At 69.9% G+C, this 23,216-nt stretch carries 18 protein-coding genes; 3 read left to right on the top strand and 15 right to left on the bottom strand.

Annotated elements, in window-relative coordinates:
• Positions 1-85 precede the first annotated feature (85 nt).
• Positions 86-850 (bottom strand): SDR family NAD(P)-dependent oxidoreductase, encoded by a 765-nt coding sequence (locus GGQ63_RS15280; protein WP_183857325.1) that lies wholly within the window; start codon positions 848-850, stop codon positions 86-88.
• 216 nt (positions 851-1,066) lie between these two features.
• Between GGQ63_RS15280 and GGQ63_RS15285 the strand changes: the two genes are divergently transcribed.
• Positions 1,067-2,296 carry a DUF1688 family protein gene (locus tag GGQ63_RS15285; RefSeq protein WP_183857327.1) on the top strand — a complete coding sequence of 410 codons (1,230 nt, stop codon included), beginning with the start codon at positions 1,067-1,069 and terminating at the stop codon, positions 2,294-2,296.
• Positions 2,297-2,305: 9 nt separating this feature from the next.
• On the opposite strand, the gene tsaE is transcribed toward GGQ63_RS15285, so the two are convergent.
• The 8 genes from tsaE to GGQ63_RS15325 form a co-directional block, all read right to left on the bottom strand.
• Complete coding sequence (gene tsaE / locus GGQ63_RS15290; protein WP_183857329.1) at positions 2,306-3,799, bottom strand: tRNA (adenosine(37)-N6)-threonylcarbamoyltransferase complex ATPase subunit type 1 TsaE; 1,494 nt, start codon at positions 3,797-3,799, stop codon at positions 2,306-2,308.
• Positions 3,799-6,270: a PAS domain-containing sensor histidine kinase gene (locus tag GGQ63_RS15295; protein WP_183857331.1), complete on the bottom strand. Its 2,472-nt coding sequence runs from the start codon at positions 6,268-6,270 to the stop codon at positions 3,799-3,801. The genes tsaE and GGQ63_RS15295 overlap by 1 nt, the downstream gene beginning before the upstream one ends.
• Positions 6,271-6,518: 248 nt before the next feature.
• The gene (gene ahcY / locus GGQ63_RS15300; RefSeq protein ID WP_183857333.1) at positions 6,519-7,913 is read right to left on the bottom strand and encodes an adenosylhomocysteinase; all 1,395 of its coding nucleotides are present in this window, start codon (positions 7,911-7,913) and stop codon (positions 6,519-6,521) included.
• Positions 7,914-8,013: 100 nt separating this feature from the next.
• Positions 8,014-8,298 (bottom strand): HPr family phosphocarrier protein, encoded by a 285-nt coding sequence (locus GGQ63_RS15305; protein WP_183857336.1) that lies wholly within the window; start codon positions 8,296-8,298, stop codon positions 8,014-8,016.
• Between the two features lie 11 nt (positions 8,299-8,309).
• The gene (locus GGQ63_RS15310; RefSeq protein WP_183857338.1) at positions 8,310-8,711 is read right to left on the bottom strand and encodes a PTS sugar transporter subunit IIA domain-containing protein; all 402 of its coding nucleotides are present in this window, start codon (positions 8,709-8,711) and stop codon (positions 8,310-8,312) included.
• Positions 8,712-8,888: 177 nt separating this feature from the next.
• Entirely contained in the window at positions 8,889-9,356 is a 468-nt protein-coding gene (locus tag GGQ63_RS15315) for an HPr kinase/phosphorylase (protein ID WP_183857340.1), read from the bottom strand.
• Positions 9,353-11,137 carry a sensor histidine kinase gene (locus tag GGQ63_RS15320; protein ID WP_183857341.1) on the bottom strand — a complete coding sequence of 595 codons (1,785 nt, stop codon included), beginning with the start codon at positions 11,135-11,137 and terminating at the stop codon, positions 9,353-9,355. The genes GGQ63_RS15315 and GGQ63_RS15320 overlap by 4 nt, the downstream gene beginning before the upstream one ends.
• A gap of 26 nt (positions 11,138-11,163) precedes the next feature.
• Complete coding sequence (locus GGQ63_RS15325; protein WP_183857343.1) at positions 11,164-11,865, bottom strand: response regulator transcription factor; 702 nt, start codon at positions 11,863-11,865, stop codon at positions 11,164-11,166.
• 203 nt (positions 11,866-12,068) lie between these two features.
• On the opposite strand from GGQ63_RS15325, the gene GGQ63_RS15330 reads away from it, so the two are divergent.
• Positions 12,069-12,809: a HugZ family pyridoxamine 5'-phosphate oxidase gene (locus tag GGQ63_RS15330; protein WP_183857345.1), complete on the top strand. Its 741-nt coding sequence runs from the start codon at positions 12,069-12,071 to the stop codon at positions 12,807-12,809.
• A 235-nt stretch (positions 12,810-13,044) separates the two neighbouring features.
• A complete protein-coding gene (locus GGQ63_RS15335; RefSeq protein WP_183857347.1) occupies positions 13,045-14,652 on the top strand; it encodes a phosphoenolpyruvate carboxykinase in 1,608 nt (535 codons plus the stop codon).
• Between the two features lie 139 nt (positions 14,653-14,791).
• On the opposite strand, the gene pnp is transcribed toward GGQ63_RS15335, so the two are convergent.
• The 6 genes from pnp to GGQ63_RS15365 form a co-directional block, all read right to left on the bottom strand.
• Positions 14,792-16,927, bottom strand: a complete 2,136-nt coding sequence (gene pnp / locus GGQ63_RS15340) for a polyribonucleotide nucleotidyltransferase (protein ID WP_183857350.1) — start codon at positions 16,925-16,927, stop codon at positions 14,792-14,794.
• Between the two features lie 216 nt (positions 16,928-17,143).
• Positions 17,144-17,413, bottom strand: coding sequence for a 30S ribosomal protein S15 (rpsO, locus tag GGQ63_RS15345; RefSeq protein WP_183857352.1), 270 nt, complete (start codon positions 17,411-17,413; stop codon positions 17,144-17,146).
• A 343-nt stretch (positions 17,414-17,756) separates the two neighbouring features.
• Positions 17,757-18,677, bottom strand: a complete 921-nt coding sequence (gene truB, locus GGQ63_RS15350; RefSeq protein WP_183857354.1) for a tRNA pseudouridine(55) synthase TruB — start codon at positions 18,675-18,677, stop codon at positions 17,757-17,759.
• Between the two features lie 6 nt (positions 18,678-18,683).
• A complete protein-coding gene (gene rbfA / locus GGQ63_RS15355) occupies positions 18,684-19,088 on the bottom strand; it encodes a 30S ribosome-binding factor RbfA (protein WP_183857356.1) in 405 nt (134 codons plus the stop codon).
• Positions 19,089-19,398: 310 nt separating this feature from the next.
• Entirely contained in the window at positions 19,399-22,461 is a 3,063-nt protein-coding gene (gene infB / locus GGQ63_RS15360; RefSeq protein ID WP_183857358.1) for a translation initiation factor IF-2, read from the bottom strand.
• Positions 22,458-23,189, bottom strand: coding sequence for an RNA-binding protein (locus GGQ63_RS15365; RefSeq protein WP_183857360.1), 732 nt, complete (start codon positions 23,187-23,189; stop codon positions 22,458-22,460). The genes infB and GGQ63_RS15365 overlap by 4 nt, the downstream gene beginning before the upstream one ends.
• Between the last annotated feature and the right edge of the window lie 27 nt (positions 23,190-23,216).

Raw genomic sequence — 23,216 nt, forward strand, 5'->3', positions numbered from 1 at the left:
CTGATTGCGACGGGGTTGCGACGATGGCGGGGAGAAGCGCCCGGCCGGTGGAACGGGCCGGGCGCGCGGCGCGGAACCGGCCGGATCAGACCCAGCCGCCATCCACGACATAGGACTGGTTGGTGCAGCCGGACGCCTCGTCGGACGCGAAGAACAGCACCGAGCGGGCGATGTCGTCGGGATAGAGCTTCCGCTTCAGGCACTGCCGCTGCATCAGCTCCTTCTCGCTCTCCGGCGTCAGCCAGAGATCGAGCTGGCGCTGCGTCATGATCCAGCCCGGAACGACGCAGGTGACGCGGATGTCGTAGATGCCGAGATCGCGGGCGAGGCCGCGGGTCAGGCCCTGCACGGCCGACTTCGCCGAGGTGTAGGCCGGCATGCCACCCTGGCCGACCATCCAGGAGGTCGAGCCGAGATTGACGATCGAACCGCCGCCGGCCTGCTTCATGTCCTCGGCGACGTCCTGCGCGGCGAAGAACTGGTGGCGCAGATTGACCGCGTAGCGCTCGTCCCAATACTCGACGGTGACGTCCTCGAGCTTGTGGCGCTGGTCGTGCGCGGCATTGTTGACGAGCACGGTGATCGGCCCGAGCGCGGCGCGCACCTTGGCGATTGCCGCCTTGAGCGCCGGGATGTCGCGGATGTCGCAGGGCTCGAAATGGACGGTCGCGCCCTCGGCCGCGAGTTCGGCGGCGAGCTTTTCGGACGGCTCGCGCGCGATGTCGAGGAAGCCGACCTTCGACTTCTGGCGCGCGAAATGGCGGACGATCGATTCGCCGATGCCGCTGCCGCCGCCGGTAACGAGCACGGTGCGGCCCTCGAGGCTCGGATAGATGGCGCCGAATTTCATGGTCTGTTCCTTCTCGCGTCTCCCCGCCGCCTCGCCGGGCGGTCGTGTGGCGACAGTCATAGGCGAAAGCGCCGATGCCGCAAACGGAAATGAAGGCCGCACCTCAGGACCCGTCAGGACGCGTCCGCGCGGGCGCGCCGGCTTGACCGCGGCGAGCCGCTGCGGCCAAGTCGGGTGCCGCGGCGCGCACGCCGCCTCGGCCGAAAGGACTTCACGATGAGCCACGACGGCGCCCGTTCCCTTCTCACCTCCGCCGCGGTGCGGACGCGTGCCGAGCGGCTGCTGGCGCTCGGCCTCGCCGGGGCGCTCGACCATTTCACCGTCGTGCCGGAGCGGCTTCCCGCCGTGGTCGACTATGTCGTCGAGACGACGCGGCTCAATTATCCCGATCTCGACATTCCCTTCCACGCCCGCTGGCGCAATTTCTCGGTCGGCGGCATCGATCGCTGGGCCGATCTCGTCTCCGCCTCCGGCCTCGCCGAGGACCCGCTCGCCTTCGGCCGCGCAGCCTACGATCTCGCCATCGTCTCCGTGCTCCTCGACGCCGGGGCGGGTCCCGACTGGTCCTATGAGGAGGCCGCGACGGGCCGGCGCTGGAGCCGCACCGAGGGACTCGGCGTCGCGAGCCTCGCGATGTTCGCCTCCGGCCTCTTCTCGTCCGATCCGGCCGAGCCGCTCCGCGCCGATGCGGCCGCGCTCGCGACGCTCGGCGCCGAGGAACTCGGCCGCGGCTTCCAGGCGGGGCCGGACAACCCCCTCGTCGGCCTCGAAGGGCGCGCCCGGCTCCTCAACGCGCTCGGCCATGTCGTCGCCGACCGCGCCGATCTCTTCGGCGAGGGCGAGGCGCGGCCGGGCGGTCTGTTCGACGCGGTGCTCGCCACCGCCGAGGACGGCAGGGTCCGCGCGCCGCGCATCCTCGAGCTGGTGCTCGAGGCGCTCGGACCGATCTGGCCGAGCCGGATCGTGCTCGACGGCGTGCCGCTCGGCGACACCTGGCGGCACGACAGGCTCGTCACCGGGGATGCGACGAGCGGGCTGATGCCCTTCCACAAGCTGTCGCAATGGCTGACCTATGCGCTGGTCGAGCCGCTCCTGTGGGTGGGCGTCGAGGTGACCGATCTCGACGGGCTGACCGGCCTGCCGGAATACCGCAATGGCGGCCTCTTCCTCGATCTCGGCCTCCTCGTGCCGAAGGACCCGGACGCGCTCGCCCGGACCTTTCGGGCGGAGGACGCCTTCATCGTCGAATGGCGGGCGCTCACCGTCGCGCTGCTCGACCGGGTGGCGGAGGGCGTGCGCGACCGGCTCGGCCTCGACGCGGCGGCGCTGCCGCTCGCCAAGGTGCTCGAGGGCGGCACCTGGGCGGCCGGACGGCGGATCGCCAAGGAAAAGCGGGCGGATGGCGGGCCGCCGCTCATCATCGAAAGCGACGGCACGGTGTTCTGAGGGAGAGCCTCAGAGCGGCAGGTGTCGGGCGTGCCAGCCGGCGATCGCGGCGAGCACGGGCTCGGCGAAAAGCCGCGTGAGATAGCCGCGCACCCGCGGGATGTGGCGCAGATATTCCGGCCGCCCCTGCGCGGCGAGCCGGGCAAAGGCGCCGAGCACCTTGGCGTTGCGCTGCGCGCCGGCGATCGCATAGGCCTCGAAGAAGCCCGTCTCGTCGAAGCCGGAGGAAAGCCGCCGCCGCGCCGCGACATAGCGGGCGACCAGCCAGGCCTCGAGTTCGGGCGAGATATCGACGCGCGCGTCGAGCGCGAGCGACGCGACGTCATAGGCCGACGGCCCGGCGAGCGCGTCCTGATGGTCGAGAATGCCGATCCGGGCGAGGCCCTCTCGCTCCGGCAGCCAGAGCAGGTTGGGCGAATGGAAATCGCGCAGCACCCAGCTCCGCTCGGCCGTGGCGAGCCGGGCGGCGAGCCGCGTCCAGATCGCCTCGAAGGCGCTGAAGGCGGCTTCCGGCAGCGCTGCGCCGGTGGCGTGCGGGGCGTAATGGAGCGGCAGCAGCTCGACCTCGACGAGCAGCGCCTCGCGGTCGTAATGGGGCAGGGCATGCACCGAGCCGTCGGGCAGCGGCAGGCCGACGGGCCGCCGCTCCGCATGGATCGCGGCGAGCACGTCGATCGCCGCCGCATAGCGTTCGGGAACCGGTGCCCCTTCGGCATCGAGGAGGCCCGTCGAGCCGAGATCCTCGACGAGCAGGAAGCCCGCTTCGAGATCGTCGGCGATCCGGGCCGGCGCCGACAGGCCGAGCCCTCGCAGCGCCTCGCCCATGGCGACGAAGGGTCGGACGTCCATCGCCCGGCCGGCGAGGGAATCATAGGACCGGCCATGACGGAGCGGCGGCCCGTGCTTGCGCTCCGGCGCGTCCATCAGCACGGCCTTTGCGGCCTCGGTCGCGACCCGCTCGTAGATCCGCGTCGAGGCGTCGCCCTGCAGCGGCCGGCGCCGCGCATCGGCGAAACCGGACCGGTCGAGAAAGGCGCGGGCGGCGCGGCTGCGGCGGAGCCGCGCCGGCCAGCTGCCGCCGGCCGAGAAGGTGACACGGCGGCCGGAACCCGCGAGGGCGAGCACGATGTGGAGCGCATCCGCCGGGATGCGGTCCGCCGCCCGCTCCGGCCACTCGACGAGCACCGCGCCCTCGTCGATCGCCTCTTCGAAACCGAGCTCGTCCAGCTCGTCCGGGCCGCCGAGGCGGTAGAGATCGAAATGAGCGACGGGGAAACGCAGCCGGTAGGGCTGCACGAGGGTGAAGGTCGGGCTCGGCACTTCGAGCGCCGGGTCGTCGGCAAGCGCCCGCAGCAGCGCCCGGGCGAAACTCGTCTTGCCGGCGCCCAGCCCGCCCCCGAGCGCCACCACGTCGCCCGGCCGCAGCCGGACCGCGACATCTTCGGCGAGACGCCGCGTCGCCGCCTCGTCGGCGAGGAAGAGCGGCGGAAGCGCCTCCGCCATCACTCGGCCGCTTCGGCGGTGGCGATCGGCGCGGGCGGCAGGCGGACGGTGACGGTCGTGCCGCGGCCGACCTCGGAGGCGATCGCCACCGTGCCGCCGTGCAGTTCGACGAAGCTCTTGACGATCGACAGGCCGAGGCCCGCCCCGCCACGGCCGGCGCCGAGCGAACGGCTCTCGAAGCGCTCGAAGGCGGTGGCGACGAGATCGGCCGGCATGCCGCAGCCCTCGTCCGAGACGACGAACTCGACCAGACCGTCGCGCCGGCGCGTCGCGACGGCGATCCGCCCGCCCTCCTCGGAGAACTCGATCGCATTGGCGACGAGGTTGTAGACGATCTGGCGCAGGCGCTTCTCATCGGCGAGGAAGCGGCCGATGCCCTCCGCGACATCGAGATCGAGCGTGAGGCCGCGCGCCCGTATCCGGTCGGCGAGGCCTTCCGTCACCGCGCCGACGACGCGCGCCGGATCCGTCTCGGCGTAATCGAGGACGATCGCACCGGCCTCGACGGTGGCGAGGTCGAGGATGTCGTTGACGATGGCGAGCAGCGCCGCCGAGGACGTGCTGATATAGCCGAGATACTCGCTCTGCTTGTCGGTCAGCGGGCCGACGCCGCGATCGGCGAGCATCTGGGCGAAGCCGATGATGGTCGTGAGCGGCGAGCGCAGCTCGAAATTGACGTGGCGCAGGAAGGCGTTCTTCATGCGGGCGCCGGCTTCGAGCGCATCGTTGCGCTCGATCAGCGCCCGCTCGACCTGAACGCTCGCCGTGACATCGACGAAGGTGACGAGGGTCTGTCCCTCGGGCAGCGGCACGGTCGCATAGTCGATCACCCGGCCGTCCGCCCGCTCGATGCGGCCGGCATCGGTGGCGCGCGCCTCGGCGAAGCCGGCGATGCGGCGCATCACGCCGTCCCAGACCTCGGGCGCATCGTGCAGCGCGCGGCAGGCGCGCACGATCTCGGCGACGTGCGGCCGGACCTTGAGGACCGCCGCGTCGAGCGCCCAGATCTCGGCGAAGATCGGATTGTGGAGCCGCAGCCGGCCGTCGGGGCCGAATACGGCGACGCCCTCGGCGAGATGGTTGAGCGTCTCGCCCTGCACCCAGGCGAGCGACTTGTAACGGCTCTCGAGTTCGAGCTGGGCCGTGACGTTCTCATAGACCCAGGTGAGGCCGCCGTCGGGATGCGGGTTGGCGATCACGCGAAGGGTACGGCCGTCCGGCAGGTGCCAGAGATCCTCGCGGGCGTCGAGCGATTCCCAGGCCTTGAGAAGATCGTCGCGCCAGGAGCGGAAATCGGCCTGTTCGGGCAGCTTGCGGGCCGCGCGCATGCGCTCGAGGACGGCATTCTCTTCCGGATGGGACGAGAGAAAGACGGCGTCGAGGCCGAACAGGTCGCGGAAGGCGGCGTTCGAGGAGGAAAGCCGGCGGTCCGGCCCGAACACCGCGACGGCGGTGGTGAGCAGGTCGAGCGTGCGGGCCTGGAAGGCGGCGAGGCGGCGCAGCTGGCTCTCCGCCGTCTCGGCGGCCGACATGTCGACCGCGAGCCCGGCGCTGCCCGAGGGGAGCGCGACATGGACGAGGTCGAAGGCGCCGCGGCGCCCGGCCGCGACCGCCTGGATGCGGCGGGCGAACACCGGCGGTCCGGCCTCCGCCACGCTGCGGCGGGCAGCACTGTCGAGGAAATCGAGCCCGCGGGCGAGCGCCTCGGCCGGATCGGCGGCATCGACGGCGCGGGCATAGGCGGGGTTCACCCATTCGAGCCCGCCGGTCGTGTCGCGCAGCCAGGCGGGATGCGGCAGCGCCTCGAAGAGGGCGCGCAGCGCCGCGACCTCGCGGGTCATCCGGGCGTGGCGCGCCTCGAGCGCGGCGAGCGCGCGGCGGTCGCCGGCGAGATCGCGGAAGCGGACCGCCGGGCGGCCGAACACGGTGCGGCCCGAGGCCTCGACATGAAGGCCCTCCGCCGTTTCGAGGGTGAGCCCGAAGCTCTCGCCGCGCTCGCGCAGCCGCGCGACGGCATCGTCGAGCGCCGCGGCGCTCTCGGGCGCGAGCCAGGTGCCGAAGGCGAGGAAGGCGGCGCGGTCCTGCGGCGCGGTGCGTGCGGCGAGCCGGCCGATCATCACCGGCGGGGCGCCCGGTTTCGGCCAGGCGACCAGCCGCTGGTCCTCGGCATCGGCGAGCGCCTCGGCCCGGTCGGCCGCGGCCTTGCGGTCGGCGAGTTCGAGGCGCAGCGCGCGGTTCTCGGCCTCGCTGCGGGCGCGGGCGCGGATGAGCACGATCGTCGCGGCGAGTGCGAAGCCGACGGTGCCGACGAGCAGGGCGATCAGGACGACATGCTCGGGCGGCAGCGGCCCGGCCGTCTGCGCGGAGGCGGGCTGCGCCGCAGCGACGAGGGCCGCGGCGAAGGCGAGAAGCCGGCGGAAGGCCGATCGCCTCCCCCGAATACCCCACGCTCTCCCGCGCTGCCACCGCATGGCACCGGCCCCTTTCCGTCACCCGAACTCGATTGGAACGCGCATTCGGGGCGGCGCAGATGGTGCCGCGCGCACACGAATCGCCCCACTCTAGCGGCAGCGGGATTCCGGTGTGAAGCACCCGGCGACGGAAAAACCGGCATAATCGGCGCGCCACCGCCGCCAAGCCGGGATCAGCGAGGTTTTCAAAGGGGTTACACGAAAGCGTGAAGATGCCGCGCCGGCTCGGTTTCCGGCGCGGCAGAGCGTCAGTAGCGGTAGTGCTCGGGCTTGAACGGGCCGGCGGCGGCGACGCCGATATAGCTCGACTGCTTCTCGGTGAGCTGGGTCAGCTTGACGCCGATCTTCGCGAGATGGAGGGCGGCGACCTTCTCGTCGAGATGCTTCGGCAGCACGTAGACCTTGTTCTCGTACTGGCCCGGCTTGGTGAACAGCTCGATCTGGGCGAGCGTCTGGTTGGTGAAGGAGGCCGACATGACGAAGCTCGGATGGCCCATCGCATTGCCGAGATTGACGAGGCGGCCTTCCGAGAGCAGCAGCACGCGCTTGCCGTCGGGGAACTCGATCTCGTCGACCTGCGGCTTGACATTGTGCCACTTGTAATTGCGCAGCGCCGCGACCTGGATCTCGCTGTCGAAATGGCCGATGTTGCAGACGATCGCCCGGTCCTTCATCGCCCGCATATGGTCGATGGTGATGACGTCGACATTGCCGGTGGCGGTGACGAAGATGTCGGCCTTGGGGGCCGCCTCTTCCATGGTGACCACCTCATAGCCTTCCATCGCCGCCTGCAGGGCACAGATCGGATCGACCTCGGAGACCATGACGCGGCAGCCGGCATTGCGCAGCGACGCCGCCGAGCCCTTGCCGACATCGCCGAAGCCGGCGACCATCGCCACCTTGCCGGCCATCATCACGTCGGTGCCGCGACGGATGCCGTCGACCAGCGATTCGCGGCAGCCATAGAGATTGTCGAACTTCGACTTCGTCACGCTGTCGTTGACGTTGATCGCCGGCCAGAGCAGCTTGCCCTGCTTCTGCATCTCGTAGAGACGGTGCACGCCCGTCGTCGTCTCCTCGGTGACGCCGCGCACGGAATGGGCGACGGCGGTGTACCAGCCCGGCCGCTCGGCGAGGCGTTTGCGGATCGCGGCGAAGAGAACCTCCGCCTCCTCGCTGTCGGGATGGTCGAGGAAGCCGGTGTCGCCCTCTTCGGCGCGCTTGCCGAGATGGATCAGCAGGGTGGCGTCGCCGCCATCGTCGAGGATCATGTTGGGCACGCCGCCATCCGCCCACTCGAAGATGCGGTGGGTGTAGTCCCAGTAGTCGACGAGGCTCTCGCCCTTGATCGCGAAGACCGGGATGCCGGCGGCGGCGATCGCCGCGGCGGCGTGGTCCTGCGTCGAATAGATGTTGCAGGACGCCCAGCGGATGTCGGCGCCGAGGGCGGCGAGCGTCTCGATCAGCACGCCGGTCTGGATCGTCATGTGCAGGGAGCCGGCGATGCGGGCGCCCTCGAGCGGCTGCGACGGGCCGTATTCGGCGCGCAGGCTCATCAGGCCGGGCATCTCGGTCTCGGCGATCGCCAGTTCCTTGCGGCCCCAATCGGCAAGCGAAAGGTCGCGGATCGCATAATCGGCCATGGCATCTCTCCTGAAGCGGGGTCGCCGGGCTTATAGCGCGCCCGCCGTCATGCGGCAATCAGGATATAAAGATGTCTTTATGTTGCCGGCCGGGCGCCCGTCACTCTTCCTCGCCGAAGCGGTCGGCGACGAGGTCGGCGAGCGCGGCGAGCGCGGCCTCGGCCTCCGGTCCCTCGGCGCAGACCCGGATCGTCGTGCCGGGCGCCGCGGCGAGCATCATCAGCCCCATGATCGAGGTGCCGCCGACGGTCGTCTGGTCGCGCGAGACGGCGATCGTCGCGGTGAAGCGCTCGGCGAGCTGGACGAACTTCGCCGAGGCGCGGGCGTGCAGCCCCCGCTTGTTGACGATCGCGAGATCGCGACAGAGAGGATTGGTGTCGGGCATTGCGGCGGGCCTCAATGTCCGGCGAGCACCTGGCTCGCGACGTTGATGTATTTGCGGCCGGCTTCCTGGGCGCTCGCGACGACGGCGGCGAGCGGCTTCTCGACGCGCGTCGAGGCGAGCTTGATCAGCATCGGCAGGTTGACGCCGGCGATCACCTCGATATGGCCGGCGCGCATGACCGAAATGGCCAGATTGGAGGGCGTACCGCCGAACATGTCGGTGAGCAGGATCACGCCCGCGCCGTCGTCGACGCGGCTCACGGCATCGATGATGTCCTGCCGCCGGCGCTCCATGTCGTCCTCGGGGCCGATGGCGATGGTATCGAACTGGGTCTGCCGCCCCACGACGTGCTCGAGCGCGGCGCGAAACTCGGTGGCGAGCTGACCATGGGTGACGAGGACCAGCCCGATCACGTCGAAACCCCGAAAAGCACGTCTTTCGGCAAAGCGAGCTCTTGCCTTCTTCTTCCGGCCCTTTGCGCGGCACGGGGCCTGTTTGGCGCGCTCGACGCAAGCGTTGCGAGCGGCGCCACATCTTGACCAAACGATTCCGCAACGCAAGAGAAAACGGCTCGCCCGGGTTGCGTGCGTTCAGCCTTTGTGAAAATCGCGTGCCCAGCTTTCCAGCGCCGCGCGGACGCGCACGGCGCCGTCCGGTTGACCCGCGGGCAGCGCGAAGCGGTGCAGCAAAACCCCCTCGATACGGGTCTCGAGTTCGGCCCGTTCGGGCATGCGGGCGCTCTCCCCCGGCGCGACGAGATCGACGCAGAGCACGATCGCCACCTGCGGCTCGGTCGGCCAGGCGAGCAGCCCCTGGCCGCGCACCTCGATCAGGCCTTCGAGGCCCTCGGCCGGACGGGCGATCAGCCGCCCGCCTTCGGCGGTGAGCAGCACCCGATCATCGGCGACCAGCCGGACCGTGCCGAGATCGCTGAGCAGCAGCGAAAGCAGCAGCGCCGACTTGCCCGAGCCCGACGCGCCGCGCACCAGAACACCGCGGCCGCCGATCGCGACGGCCCCGCCATGGATGCCGCCGGGCGGGGCGGGCGGCGGCGTCATTCGGTGCGGGCCGCCGGCAGACGGACGGTGAAGCGTGCGCCGAGCACCTCCGCCGCCTCGCCGTCGCTGCGGCGGGTGCGCAGCCGGTTCTCCGCCCAGATGCGGCCGCGATGGCCCTCGACGATCTGCCGCGAGATCGACAGGCCGAGGCCGGAATTCTGGCCGAAGCCGTCGGTCTCGGGCCGGTCGGTGTAGAAGCGGTCGAAGATGCGGTCGATCGCGTCCGGCCGGATGCCCGGCCCGTCATCCTCGACGACCACTTCGACGGAACCGCCATTCCGCCGAACCGCGACCCGCACCGTCCCGTCCTTGCGGCAGAAGGAACGGGCGTTGTCGATCAGATTGTTGAGCACCTGGCCGAGCCGGCCGTCATGGCCGAGCACGACATAGGGCCGCTTCTCCTCGCTCTTGACGAGGTCGAGCACGATGCGCGGCCCGCCTTCCGGCGTCATCTCGCGGGCGATCGCCACCACGGTGCGGGCGACCTCGCCGAGATCGACCGGCACGGCGTCCTGCCGCGCCAGCTCGGCATCGAGCCGCGAGGCGTCGGAAATGTCGGAGATCAGCCGGTCGAGGCGACGCACATCGTGCTGGATGATCTCGGTCAGCCGCTTTTGCGCCGCCGGGTCCCTGGCGAGCGGCAGCGTCTCGACCGCGGAGCGCAGCGAGGTCAGCGGGTTCTTGAGCTCGTGCGCGACATCGGCCGCAAAGCTCTCGATCGCCGCGATGCGCGAGAAGAGCGCCCCCGTCATGTCGCGCAGCGCCTGCGACAGATGGCCGATCTCGTCGCGACGATTGGTGAAATCGGGGATCTGCGGACGCTTGGTGACGCCGCGCCGGACCCGGTCGGCGGCATCGGCGAGACGGCGGAGCGGCACGGCGATGGTCGAGGCGAGGAGCACCGAGAGCAGCACGACCACCGCCGCCGAGACGAGGAAGACGCGCACGATCGCCATCCGCTCGGCGTGCACGATATCGTCGATGTCGCTGCCCTGGGTGGAGAGGAGCAGCACGCCGCGCACCGACCGGTAGCGTTCGATCGGCACGGCGACCGAAACGATCAGCTCGCCCCGCTCGGTGATCCGCACCACCGAGGACGGGCCGCGTTCGAGCGCCGCCGCCACCTCCGGATAGCCCTTGCCGTTGGCCGGGCCGAGTTCCTGATAGATCGGCAGGTCGCCGCGCTGCATCCAGACCTTCGTCCACTGCCAGACCCGGTCGAGGAAGCCCGGCTGCTGGTCGGGCGCCGGAAGATCGAAGCGCAGGATCTGGCCCCGGGTGAGGAAGCGCGAGTCGAGGATCAGCGCGCCGTCACGGTCGTAGATTCGGGCGCGGGTGCGGGTCGGCGAGATGAGCCGCTTCAGGACCGGCCCGACCTTCTCGGGATCGATCGGGAAGTCGAGCCCCTCGATCGAATTGTCGTAGGGCGAAAGGCTCTGGCCGACCTGCAGTTCGAGCAGCTTCTCCGGGTCGATCGTCACCCGGTTGGTCTCGACCGTCGCCGAGGCGGCGATCGCGCCGGCGATGATCTCGCCCTGGACGAGCAGGCTCTCGACGCGCGCATCGATCAGCCCGGCGCGGAACTGGTTGAGATAGAGGATGCCCGAGACGAGAACGATCAGCGCGGCGAGATTGAGGACGATGATCCGCCGCGTCAGGCTCGAAAAGGCGTGCAGGCCCACCGTCCGGTAGACGCGGCTGACCAGCCGGCGGACGAGGCGGGTGCGCACCCGCCATGCCTTCCGCCGTTCCGCGGCGCCCCCTTCGATGCCGATGGCCATGAAGCTCGTCGTGCGCCCGACCGCGGTCAGGCCTCCTTGAAGCGATAGCCGACGCCATAGAGCGTCTCGATCATGTCGAAATCGTCGTCGACCGCCTTGAACTTCTTGCGCAGCCGCTTGATGTGGCTGTCGATCGTCCGGTCGTCGACATAGACCTGGTCGTCATAGGCCGCATCCATCAGCGCGTTGCGGCTCTTCACGACGCCCGGCCGCTGCGCCAGCGCATAGAGGATCAGGAACTCGGTGACGGTGAGCGTCACCGGCTCGCCGTTCCAGGTGCAGGTGTGTCGCTCCTGATCCATCGAGAGCGCGCCGCGCTCGAGCACGCGGGCGGCGTCCGTGACCTTCTTCTCGCTGCCGTCGCGCGGCTGGAAGCGGCGCAGCACCGCCTTCACCCGCTCGACGAGGAGGCGCTGCGAGAACGGCTTCTTGATGAAATCGTCGGCGCCCATCTTGAGGCCGAACAATTCGTCGATCTCGTCGTCCTTCGACGTCAGGAAGATGACCGGCAGGTCGCTCTTCTGCCGCAGCCGGCGCAACAGCTCCATGCCGTCCATCCTCGGCATCTTGATGTCGAGAATGGCGAGGTCGGGCTGGCTGGCCTGGAAGCCGTCGAGCGCGGAGGCGCCGTCCGTATAGGTCTGGACCCGGTAGCCTTCGGATTCGAGGGCGATCGACACGGAGGCGAGGATGTTCCGATCGTCATCGACGAGGGCGATCGTCGGCATGAGGCGGTAAACTCCCGAAAGGGCGGGCCCCGGCCCGCGTCATTGCGCAACCCCGTCGAGCGTGTTGGCCGCACGAATGCGCGCAAAGTATGACGCCAGTCTAGCGGATCGGCGCTTCGAACGCCAATTCGCGCCGATTGACGCGCCTTCGGGGCGACGGCATAAGATGATTACCTGAGTCAGATTATCGCCGAGGAACCACCATGTCCGCCACCGAAGCCTTCGACCCCGTCTCGAGCGCGCGCGCCACGCTCCGGTCGACCGGGACGGCGACCCTCGCGACGCTCGGCGCCGACGGCTCGCCTTTCGCCACCCTCGTGACGGTCGCGCTCACCGCCGATCTCTCGCCGGTGATGCACCTCTCCGACCTCGCCGTGCACACCAAGAACCTGAAGCGCGATCCGCGCGCCTCGCTGCTCTTCGTCGCCCCGGGCGGCGAGACCGGCAATCCGCTCGCCGGCAACCGCATCACGCTGACCGGAACGATCGCCAGGGCCGAGGACGAACCGACGCTGCGCCGCTATGGCTGGCGCCACGTGCCGAGCGGCAACCATCCCCCGCTCGCCGATTTCAACTATTACCGGATGACGGTGACCGGCTCGCATCTCGTCGCCGGCTTCGGACGCATCCACCAGATCCCGCCGGAGGCCCTCCTCGTCTCCCTCGAGGGGGCGGACGACCTGATGGCGGGCGAGGCGATGATCGTCGACCACATGAACGACGACCACGCCGACGCGATCGCCAATTACGCGACCCGTCTGCTCGGCCTGCCCTTCGGCGCGTGGCGGATGACCGGCTGCGATCCCGAGGGCGCCGATCTCGCCGCCCCGGGCCGCACCGCCCGGCTCCCCTTTGGCGACCGGGCGGCGACCGTCGCCGAGGCCGGAGCGGCGCTGAAGGCCTTCGCGCGGCAGGCCCGTCTCGCCGAGCAGCCGGCGGCCTGAACGGAGCCGCGGTATTTACTTCAAGGCCCTAATAATTAGCAGAGGCAATACTACCGGAACGACTTCGATCTAAATCGATTTTACTGCCGGGTGCGACAATCCCTGACTTTACGGGGGTTTGGCCGTCCACTAGCTTCCAGCGCACCGGCGCCGGGAGAGGCGGCCGGGGCATTATAACCATGTCCGTCCATCGAAGGGCCGGGCCGGCACATGCCGACCGGCCGGGAGAGCGATCATGATCGAGACCGGTATCCGGAATCCTGCCTGTGGCGCCGAGGCCTTCGGCCTCGCCGGGCTCGCCGGTCTCTATTGGAACTATCAGGCGCCGGCCCTCTACGAGGAAGCGATCCGCCGCGGCGAGGGCGTGATCGCCGAAGGCGGCGCACTCGCGGTGGAGACCGGCGTCCATACCGGCCGCTCCGCGCAGGACAAGTTCGTCGTCCGCGACGGCCGCACCGCCGATACGGTGTGGTGGGACAACAACAAGGCGATGTCGGGCGCCGCCTTCGAGACGCTGCGCGCCGATATGACCGCGCATGCCGCGGGCCGCGAACTGTTCGTGCAGGACCTTTACGGCGGCGCCGACCCGGCGCGCCGTATCCGCGTCCGCGTCTACACCGAACGCGCCTGGCACTCACTTTTCATCCGCAACCTGCTGCTGCGGCCGGCGAGCGAAGAGCTCGACCGCTTCGTGCCGGATCTCACCATTCTCGACCTGCCGAGCTTCCGCGCCGACCCCGCCCGGCACGGCTGCCGCACCGAGACGGTGATCGCCTGCGATTTCACGGCCGGCGTCGTGCTGATCGGCAACACCTCCTATGCCGGCGAGATGAAGAAGGCGGTGTTCACCTATCTGAACTTCACCCTGCCGCCCGAAGGCGTGATGCCGATGCACTGCTCGGCGAATGTCGGACCGGAGGGCGATACGGCGGTGTTCTTCGGCCTGTCGGGCACCGGCAAGACGACCCTCTCGGCCGATCCGGCCCGCACGCTCGTCGGCGACGACGAACACGGCTGGGGCGCCGACGGCATCTTCAACTTCGAAGGCGGCTGCTATGCGAAGACGATCCGGCTCTCGGCGGAGGCCGAGCCGGAGATCTACGCGACGACGAAACGCTTCGGCACCGTGCTCGAAAACGTTGCCGTCGATGCCGAAACGCGGGTGCTCGATTTCGACGACGGCACCAGGACCGAGAATACGCGCTGCGCCTACCCGCTCCACTTCATCCCGAACGCCAGCCATTCCGGCCGCGCCGGGCACCCGAAGACGATCATCATGCTGACGGCCGACGCCTTCGGTGTGATGCCGCCGATCGCCCGGCTGACCCCGGCGCAGGCGATGTACCACTTCCTTTCGGGCTACACGGCGAAGGTCGCCGGGACGGAGAAGGGCGTGACCGAGCCGCAGGCGACCTTCTCGACCTGTTTCGGCGCCCCCTTCATGCCGCTCCACCCGGCGGTCTACGGCAATCTGCTGCGCCGGCTGATCGCCGAGCACGACGTCGCCTGCTATCTCGTCAACACCGGCTGGACGGGCGGTGCCTATGGCACCGGCCGGCGCATGCCGATCAAGGCGACCCGCACCCTGCTCGCCGCCGCGCTGTCGGGCACGCTCGACGACAGCCAGACCTATCTCGATCCGCATTTCGGCTTCGAGGTGCCGACCGATGTCGCCGGTGTCGAGCCGCACATCCTGCATCCGCGCAAGACCTGGGCCGACAAGGCCGCCTATGACGCGCAGGCCGCCCGGCTCGTCTCGATGTTCCTCAAGAACTTCGAGAAGTTCGAGGCGCATGTCGACGACGAGGTGAACGCCGCCGCGCCGGGCAAGGTCGCGGCCTGAGCCGAGCGATCGGTAGCCGAGCGTCGCGCGGCGCTCGTGCCGGCGGGAGAGGGGCGGCGGCCCTTCTCCATCGAATACGAAAAAGGCCCGGCGATCGCTCGCCGGGCCTTTTCGGTTCTGAAGGCCGATACGCTGCCGCTCACTCGTTGGCGGCGGCCTCGCGGTCCTGCTTGATCTCCTCGCCGGTCTCCTGGTCGACGACCTTCATCGACAGGCGGACCTTGCCGCGCTCGTCGAAGCCGAGCAGCTTCACCCACACCTTGTCGCCTTCCTTGACGACATCGGAGGGCTTCGCGACGCGGCGGTCGGCCATCTGCGAAACATGGACGAGGCCGTCGCGCGAACCGAAGAAGTTCACGAAGGCGCCGAAATCGACCACCTTGACGACGGTGCCCTGATAGACGGCGTTGACCTCGGGCTCGGCGGCGATGCCCTTGATCCAGTTCATCGCGGCGGTGATCGCCTTGCCGTCCGCCGAAGCGATCTTGACCGTGCCGTCGTCCGAGATGTCGATCTTGGCACCGGTCTTCTCGACGATCTCGCGGATCACCTTGCCGCCCGAGCCGATCACTTCACGGATCTTGTCGGTCGGGATCTGCATCACCTCGATGCGCGGCGCATACTCGCCGAGCGTCGGGCGGGCCGAGGTGATCGCCTTCGCCATCTCGCCCAGGATGTGGGCGCGGCCGCCCTTCGCCTGATCGAGCGCGACGCGCATGATCTCCTCGGTGATGCCGGCGATCTTGATGTCCATCTGCAGCGAGGTGACACCTTCCGACGTGCCCGCCACCTTGAAGTCCATGTCGCCGAGATGATCCTCGTCGCCGAGGATGTCGGAGAGCACCGCGAAGCGCTCGCCCTCGAGGATCAGGCCCATGGCGATGCCGGCGACCGGCCGCTTCAGCGGCACGCCGGCATCCATCAGCGCCAGCGACGAGCCGCAGACGGTCGCCATCGAGGAGGAGCCGTTCGACTCGGTGATCTCCGAGACGATGCGGATCGTGTAGGGGAAGTCGTGATGCGCCGGCAGCATCGGCCGGACGGCGCGCCAGGCGAGCTTGCCGTGACCGATCTCGCGGCGGCCGGGCGAACCCATGCGGCCGGTCTCGCCGACCGAATAGGGCGGGAAGTTGTAGTGCAGCAGGAAGGTTTCCTTGTAGGTGCCTTCCAGCGCGTCGACGAACTGCTCGTCGTCGCCGGTGCCGAGCGTCGCCACGACGAGCGCCTGGGTCTCGCCGCGGGTGAACAGGGACGAGCCGTGCGCGCGCGGCAGCAGGCCGACCTCCGAGACGATCGGACGGACGGTGACGAGGTCACGGCCGTCGATGCGGATCTTGGTGTCGAGGATGTTCCAGCGGACGATCTTCGCCTGCAGTTCCTTGAAGACGGTGCCGATCTGCTCCTTGCTGAAGCGCGGCTCCTCGCCTTCCGGGAAGAAGTGGGCCATCACCTTCGCCTTGACGGCGTCGACGGCGCCGTAGCGCTCCTGCTTGACGGTCTTCTTGTAGGCCTCGCGCAGCTCGCCCTCGGCGATGCCGAGCATCTCGGTCTCGATCGCCGACAGGTCGGCGGGAGCGAAGTCGCGCGGCTCCTTGGCGGCCTTCTCGGCGAGGCGGATGATCGCGTCGATCACCGGCTGGAACGCGCGGTGGCCGAACATCACGGCGCCGAGCATGACCTCTTCGGAGAGCTCCTGGGCCTCCGATTCGACCATCAGGACCGCGTCGCCGGTTCCGGCGACGACGAGATCGAGCTTCGAATTCTCGCGATCGTCGATCGGCGTGTTGAGCACGTAGGCGCCGTCGATATAGCCGACGCGGGCGGCGCCGACCGGCCCCATGAAGGGCACGCCGGAGAGGGTCAGCGCGGCGGAGGCGGCGACCATCGCGACGACGTCGGGGTCGTTCTCGAGGTCATGGCTCAGGACGGTGGCGACGACCTGCGTCTCGTTGCGGTAGCCTTCCGCGAAGAGCGGACGGATCGGTCGGTCGATCAGGCGGGAGACCAGCGTCTCCTTCTCGCTCGGCCGGCCCTCGCGCTTGAAATAGCCGCCCGGAATCTTGCCGGCGGCGAAGGTCTTTTCCTGGTAATTCACCGTCAGCGGGAAGAAGTCCACGCCCGGCTTCGGCTCCCTGGCCGAGACGACGGTGGCGAGCACGGTGGTCTCGCCATAGGTGGCGAGAACGGCGCCATCGGCCTGGCGGGCGATCTTGCCGGTTTCGAGCGTCAGGAGGCGTCCGCCCCACTCGATGGAAACGCTCTGCTTATCGAACATGTTTTCGGGTTCCTTGTCCCTCGCGGATCAGGGACGAGGCCATGGACAAGACGGCGAGCGGCTCTCCTTGGAGACCGAGAGCCGCCGGCGATCCTGCCATGGCCAGGCCGGATCCGCATTTCGAGGCACGGCAGCCCCATGCCGCCGTACCGGTCGCGAGGACGGGCGCCGATGCGCCCGCCCGTCTTCGAGCGGCGCGCGGGGCGCCGCTCCGGCTCAGCGGCGAAGGCCGAGCCGCTCGACGATCGAGCGATAGCGCGCGTCGTCGATCTTCTTCAGATAGTCGAGCAGGCTGCGACGCTGGCTCACCAGCTTCAACAGTCCACGCCGCGAATGGTTGTCCTTCGCATGCGTCTTGAAATGCTCGGTCAGATTGGTGATCCGCTCGGAGAGAACGGCGACCTGAACCTCCGGCGAGCCGGTATCGTTGGCGCCGGTGGCATATTCCTTGATCAGAGCCTGCTTGCGCTCGGGCGTGATCGACATCGGGCAAATCCTCGTTCGAGAGAGCATGCGGCGCCGTGGGCGCCGCGGGTTGATCGGCCGTCGGGATACGCGAAGGAGGCCGGCTCGCCGGCATCGTCCGCGGTCCTGCGCTTCGGGAAGCTTCCGGCCACGTGCCGGCCGCGAAAGGCGCCCGGCGTCTTCCATCCGGAGTTCGGCCACTGCCGGGATGTCGTCCAGCAAGGTCGTTCCAAACGGCAAAGCCCGAAAGGCCGGAGCCCTTCGGGACGCGCGATCTATGGCGGAAAGTGCGCCGAAAGGAAAGTGGAAACTTCCCCCCGGGGGAGCCGGCGGAGTCCGTCGATCGCGGATCCCGAGGTCCTCGTCAGCCGCCGACGAAGACCCGCATCGGCGCGAGTTCGCCCTGTTCGATCGTCCCGATCGCAACCAGAGTGCCGGCCTCGGTCGCGTAGACCGTATCACCCTCCGCCGGGGCGTCGCGGCCGCGCACGAGCATGCTCTGACCGTTGCGCAGGCGTGCCGCCTCGTTGCGGTTGACCCGCAGCTCGGTCAGCCCGGCGAGGGCCGCCTCGATGGGCTGCATCAGCCCGTCGCAGCCTTCCTCGCCCGCCGCCTCGTGCGCCGCCCGCAGCGCATCGAGCGGCACCATCGCCGCCTCGCCGAACGGGCTCACCATCAGCCGGCGGAGCGCCGTGACATGGCCGCGCGTGCCGAGCACCCGGCCGAGATCGCGGGCGAGCGCGCGGACATAGGTGCCCTTGCCGCATTCCGCCGAGAACTGCGCCGTGTCGGCATCCGGCATCGCATCGAGGCTCAGCCGGTGGATCTCGACCGGCCGCGCCTCGAGCACGACCTCCTCGCCGTCCCGCGCGAGATCATAGGCCCGCTCACCCTCGATCTTGATCGCCGAGAAGGCCGGCGGCACCTGCATGATCGCACCCGTGAAGCCGGCGAGCGCCGCCTCGATCGCCGCCCGGTCGGGGCGATGGTCGGAGGTCGCGACGACCGCGCCCTCGGCATCGTCGGTGTTCGTCTCGATCCCCCAGCGCACGGTGAAGGCATAGACCTTGCGTCCGTCCATCACATAGGGAACGGTCTTCGTCGCCTCGCCGAGCGCGATCGGCAGCGAACCGGTGGCGAGCGGATCGAGCGTGCCCGCATGCCCCGCCTTCTGCGCGCCGAACAGGCGCTTCACCACGGACACGGCGTGGGTGGACGTCATGCCGAGCGGCTTGTCGAGCACCAGCCAGCCGGAGACGGCCCGGCCCTTCTTCTTGCGTGCCATCGGCCGCTACTCCTCGTCGGCCTCGGCCGGGGCGCCGCCGATGTCGCGCCGGATCACCGGGTCGTTGCGCAGGATCGCATCGATCCGGGAACCGCGGTCGAAGGATTCGTCGACGCGGAAATGCAGATCGGTGGCGAATTTGAGATTGACCCGCCTGGCGACCACGCCGCGCAGAAAACGCCGGTTGCGGCCGAGCGCCTCGACCGTGCGTGCGACATCCCGGCCGCCGAGCGGCATCACATAGCAGGTGGCGTGCTTCAAGTCGGGGGACATCCGCACTTCCGGGATCGACACCACGACGCCGTCGAGATCCGGATCGTTGACTTCGCCGCGGGCGAGGATCTCGGCGAGCGCATGGCGGATCAGCTCGCCGACGCGGAGCTGGCGCTGGGAGGGCGCGCTGGTGTTCATCTCTTCATCTCCTCGGCCGCTGCCGGATTCGGACCGGCGGCGGTCTGTTCCTTCTCTCGCTCGCCTCGACAGGACCAACCGCTCGGCGGGCCGTCGACCAGCGAGATCAACGCTCTTTCCGAGCCGTCGCATCGGGGATCGGCGTCGCGTGCCGCGCCCTGCGACGAGGACGGGCGCCGGCCGCGATCCCGCGCTACCGGCGGCCGACGCCGCGGGCCGTGCGGCGGGGTCCGATTTGCCGAGCTCTTCGAGGCGCCGCGCCGGCGCGACGAGGCCGAAACCTCGCGCGCGCCCGCCGACCGGCCGCTCGTCAGAGCGACCGCTTCACTTCCTCGACGCGATAGCACTCGATGACGTCGCCGGGCCGCATGTCTTCGTATTTCTCGAAGGCCATGCCGCATTCCTGGCCCGCCGGCACTTCCTTGACTTCGTCCTTGAAGCGCTTGAGCGTCGAGAGCTTGCCCTCGTGGATGACGACGTTGTCGCGGATGAGGCGGACATTGGCGCCCCGCTCGACCGTGCCGTCGGTGACCCGGCAGCCCGCCACCTTGCCGACCTTCGAGATGTTGAACACCTCGAGGATCTGCGCATTGCCGAGCATCGTCTCGCGCCGCTCGGGCGTGAGCAGGCCCGACATCGCCGCCTTCACGTCATCGACGAGGTCGTAGATGATGTTGTACTGGCGGATCTCGATACTCTCGCGCTCGGCCGCGTCGCGCGCCTGACCGCTCGGGCGGACGTTGAAGGCGATGATCGCCGCATTCGAGGTCGCCGCGAGCTGAACATCGGATTCGGTGACGCCGCCGACGCCGGAATGGATGATCCGGGCCCGCACCTCGTCATTGCCGACCTTTTCGAGCGCACCGGCGATCGCCTCGACCGAGCCCTGCACATCGCCCTTGATGACGAGCGGGAACTCCTTGAGGCCGGCCGACTGGCGCTGGTTCATCATCTCCGCGAGCGAGCCGCGCGCCGTGGTCTGGCGGGCGATCATCTTCTCGCGCTTCTGACGGCCGCGATAATCGGCGATCTCGCGGGCACGGGCCTCGTTCTCGACCACCGCGAAGCGGTCGCCCGCCTCCGGCGCGCCCTGGAACCCGAGCACCTCGACCGGAGCCGAGGGTCCGGCCTCCGCAACGGGCTGGCCGTTCTCGTTCAGGAGCGCGCGCACGCGGCCCCATTCGGAGCCTGCGACCACGATGTCGCCCGGATGCAGCGTGCCGCGCTGGACGAGCACGGTCGCGAGCGGACCGCGGCCCTTGTCGAGCTTCGCCTCGACGACGGCGCCCTCGGCGGAGCGGTTGGGGTTCGCCTTGAGATCGAGCACCTCGGCCTGCAGCAGGATCGTCTCGAGCAGCTTGTCGAGATTGATCGCCTTGGTCGCGGACACTTCGACCTCGAGCGTGTCGCCGCCCATCGATTCGACGAACACCTCGTGCTGCAGCAACTCGGTGCGCACCCGGCTCGGATCGCCATCGGCCTTGTCGATCTTGTTGATCGCGACGATGAGCGGCACCTTCGCCGCCCGCGCGTGGTTGATGGCCTCGATCGTCTGCGGCATGACGCCGTCATCCGCCGCCACGACGAGCACGACGATGTCCGTCACCTTGGCGCCGCGCGCCCGCATCGCCGTGAAGGCGGCGTGGCCGGGCGTGTCGATGAAGGTGATCTTGTGGCCGTCGCGCTCGACCTGATAGGCGCCGATGTGCTGGGTGATGCCGCCGGCCTCGCCCGAGACGACGCTGGTCTTGCGGATCGCGTCGAGCAGCGAGGTCTTGCCGTGGTCGACATGGCCCATGATCGTGACGACCGGCGGGCGCGGCAGCAGATTGCCGTCGGCCTCGGTGGCGGTGTCGAACAGGCCCTCCTCGACGTCCGATTCGGCGACGCGCTTCACCGTATGACCGAAGTCCTCGGCGATCAGCTGGGCCGTATCGGCGTCGACGACGTCGGTCGCCTTCAGGAGCTGACCCTGTTTCATCATGAACTTGATGACGTCGACCGCCCGTTCGGACATGCGGTTGGCGAGATCGCCGATCGTGATCGTCTCGGGGACGATGACTTCGCGGGTGATCTTCTCACGCGGGCCCTGCGCCATCTGACGGGCACGCTCGCGCTCCCGCCGCCGCCGGACCGAGGCGAGCGAACGCTCGCGCTCGCTGTCGTCGAGCGCGTTCGACAGCGTCAGACGGCCACGCCGGGCGGCCGTGTCGTCCTTCTTGACCGGCTTCGGCTCGACGGCCTTCGGCCGCTTCGAGGTCGAAGGACGCAGACCACCGGTCCGATCCTCCTCGTCGACCTCTGCGGGCTTCGGCGCCACCGGGCGGGTACGGCCGGCGGGCGCCTCGAACTCGGGCGGCGGCACGGGAACGCCGCGCGCGGCGAGACCGCCGCCGTCGCGACCACCGGGGGCCGGACGCGGACCGGTACGGCGCTCGCCCGAAGGCGCGCCGGCGAAGCGCGGACCCGACGGCCGGCCTTCACCGGACGGACGCCCCTCGCCGGAGGAGCGGCCTTCCCCGCCGTAACGGCCTTCGCCCGAGGGGCGCGGCGCTCCGGAGGAGGGACGCGGCGGGCGCGGCTCGGCGGCGGGCGTCGCGGAAGCGGCCGGGGCGGAGGCGGAACCTTCGCCGAACCGGCGCCGGGCGGCATCCTCGGCGCGCTCGCGCGCGGCAGCCTCGGCGGCGCGACGCGCCTCTTCCTCGGCCTGGCGGCGGGCGGCTTCCTCGCGCTCGCGGGCGACGCGGGCTTCTTCCTCGGCACGGCGCCGGGCATCGATCTCGGCCTGACGGCGCTCTTCGACCTCGCGCTGACGCGCGTCGGCGAGCGCCCTGGCACGGGCGTCGAGTTCGTCACCGGAGAGCTGGCGCAGCACCATGCCGCCGCGCTGCGGCCGCTGCGGCTGCGACTGGGCCGAGGGGCCGACGCGCGACGAAGAGGGCGCGGCACCGCCAGCCGGACGCGCCGCGGGCGCCGCCGAAGCGGCGGGACGCGGCGCAGGGGCGGGCGCTGCCGGACGGGGTGCGGAGACAGGCGCCGGGGCCGGCCGCGCGGCGGCGGGCGCTGCAGGGGCAGGCTGCGGCCGGGGCTGGCTCACGGGCGCCGAGGGCGCCGCGGCCGCGGGACGCGGCGCCGGCTGCTGGGCGGCGGGCTGCGGCTGAGGAACGGGCCGCGGGGCCGGGGCCTCGACGGCCTCCGGCTTCTCGCCCGGCAGCAGCGGCCGCCGCTTCTTCTTCTCGACCACGACGGTGTTCGTACGGCCGTGCGAGAAGCTCTGGCGCACCGTGCCGCGCTCCAGACTGTCGCGCTTCAAGGTGAGCGGCTTCTTGCCGCCGCCGAAAGTCTTGTCGCCGGTATTGGTCGTATCGTTCATTCGGTCTTCGGTCCTACGGGCTCGCCGGGGAGCCCCATTGCGGGCGGAGGGTCGATCAGCTCGGCCCCGTAGAATGTCCCGGACGGGTCGTCTTCGTCCGAAACCTGAGGATCAACGCCGAGCGGCCCGTCCTCTTCACGAAAGCGGGCAAGCGCGGCAACACGCTCGAGAACGTTATGGCTCGCGCGGCCTGCGAGCAGGGCAGCATGTATCACATTTGTTCGGCCGAATGCCAAATCCAATTGCGCGGACGAGAAAATTCGGACCGAGCGGTGCGCGGAGGCGACACCGCCCTGCCGTCTGAAGGCTCGATCGAGCTTCTCGACGCCGTCCTCGGCAGCCTCGGCCGCATGGATCAGCGCGATCGCCTTGCCGCTCGCGATCGCGGTCTCGACCTTGGTGAAGCCGGTGACCACCTCGCCGGCCTTGCGGGCGAAGGAGAGTGCGGCCACCGCCCCCTCCATATAGAGCGCCTCGACCCGATCCGAAAGACCCGGGGCAATTTTGACGTCCGCCTTGAACGCGCGCGCGAACAGCCGCCTCTTCTCGGCCAAGGCGACCGCGGCGCGGTTGGCGCTCACCCAGACGCCGCGGCCCGGCAGGCGGCGGCGGAGATCGGGAACGACCTCGCCCTCCGGATCGAGGACGAAGCGCAGCAACGCCTCCACCGGCCGGGTCTCACGGCTGGCGATGCAGGTGCGGGTCTGCGGTTCGTTCTTCCGCGGCACGTCGTGTTCCCGGAGTGCGGCACGGCC

It is taken from the genome of Prosthecomicrobium pneumaticum (assembly GCF_014199915.1).
GTDB lineage: Bacteria > Pseudomonadota > Alphaproteobacteria > Rhizobiales > Kaistiaceae > Prosthecomicrobium > Prosthecomicrobium pneumaticum.